The following is a 1724-nucleotide window of genomic DNA, read 5'->3' as shown; positions in this document are numbered from 1 at the left end:
AATGCAGCAGGGCATGCTGTTCCATTCCACGTTCGGCGAGAGCGACGGCGACTACATCAACCAGATGCAGGTCGAGGTCGCAGGCCTGGATGTGGCACGCTTCGAGGCGGCCTGGAACGCAGTGCTCCAGGCTCATGACAGTCTGCGTTGTGTCTTCGTCTGGTCCGCCGACCAGGCCCAGCCGGTGCAGGTAGTGCTGCGCGAGGCCCGTGTGCCGTTCAGCGAGCTGGACTGGCGCGGCCGTGATGACCTGGCGCATGCGCTCCCGACACTGGCCGCCGAAGAACGTGGGCGCGGCTTCGATGTACTGCAGGCGCCATTGCTGCGCCTGGTGCTGGTGCGCCTGGAAGATGACCGCCATGCACTGGTCTACACCAGCCATCACATCCTCATGGACGGCTGGAGCAATGCGCAACTGCTGGGTGAAGTGCTGCAACGCTACTGTGGCGAGCGGCCCACGCAGGCGGCGGGCCGCTTTGGCGACTACATTGGCTGGTTGCAGCGCCAGGACCGAGCACAGAGCGAAGCGTTCTGGCGCGGGCAACTGGCCGCACTGCAAGCGCCCACCCGCCTGGCCAGCACCTGTCAACATGTCGGTGTCGAAGGCTACGCCGAGCACAGCCTGTCGATCGATGCGCAGACCACCGCACGCCTGGGCCGCTTCGCCCGTGAGCGCAAGGTCACCGTCAACACCTTGGTGCAGGGTGCCTGGGCCTTGTTGCTGCAGCGTCGTGTCGGCCAGGACTGCGTGTCGTTCGGCGCCACCATGGCCGGTCGACCGGCCGAGCTGGCCGGTATCGAGCAGCAGATCGGCCTGTTCATCAACACCTTGCCGGTGATCGTGCCGTGCACCGCCGGGCAGGCGCTTGGCGACTGGCTGGACGATTTGCAGGCGCTCAACCTGCGCATCCGCGAACACGAGCACACGCCACTGTTCGACATCCAGCGCTGGGCCGGGCAGGGCGGTGACGCGCTGTTCGACAGTCTGCTGGTGTTCGAAAACTACCCGGTGGCCGAGGCCCTGGAGCGTGGTTCGCCCTCGGGGCTGCGCTTTGGCCCGGTGCGCACACAGGAGCAGAGCAACTATCCGCTGACCCTGGTGGTCGGCCTGGAAAACAACCTGTCGCTGCGCTGCAGCTATGACCGGCAGGCGTTCAGCGCGGCGATCATCGAGCAGATCGGCCAGCAACTGCGTCACTTGCTGCTGCAGATGCTCGAACACGGCGCGCAGGTGCCTGTCGAAGCGTTGCAATTGCTCGATGACCAGCAACGCCAGGTTGCGGTACAGGCCTGGAATAGTGCCCCGGCCACCTTCATGCCGAGCCAGCCGCTGCATCGCCTTATCGAAGCCCAGGCGGCCCGCGCGCCGCAAGCGCCGGCGCTGGTCTGTGAAGGCGAACAGTTGAGCTATGCCGAGCTGAACCGCCGGGCCAACCAGGTCGCCCATGCGCTGATCGCCCAAGGCGTCGGCCCGGACGTGCTGGTGGGCCTGGCCGCGCCGCGCTCGCTGGAGATGGTGGTCGGCCTGCTGGCCATCCTCAAGGCCGGTGGCGCCTACGTGCCGCTGGACCCGGCCTACCCGCTGGAGCGCCTGCACTACATGATCGAGGACAGCGGCCTGCAGTTGCTGCTCGGCCAGGGCGACCTCGGGCTGAGCCTGGCGGCGAACGTGCAAGTGCTGGACCTGGCCGCCGACTACACCGACTACGCAGGCTTGGCCGATG

Annotated in this window: 1 protein-coding gene; it reads left to right on the top strand. The window is 66.9% G+C overall.

Annotation, left to right across the window (positions count from 1 at the left end; genetic code table 11):
• Positions 1-13: 13 nt before the first annotated feature.
• Positions 14-1724 (top strand): condensation domain-containing protein (locus APH30_RS27120; RefSeq protein WP_256222158.1); only part of this gene is annotated, 1711 nt, incomplete at its 3' end.

Origin of the sequence: Pseudomonas sp. NBRC 111127 (assembly GCF_001320345.1) — a bacterium.
GTDB lineage: Bacteria > Pseudomonadota > Gammaproteobacteria > Pseudomonadales > Pseudomonadaceae > Aquipseudomonas > Aquipseudomonas juntendi.
This window is presented reverse-complemented; position numbering and strand designations above follow the sequence as displayed.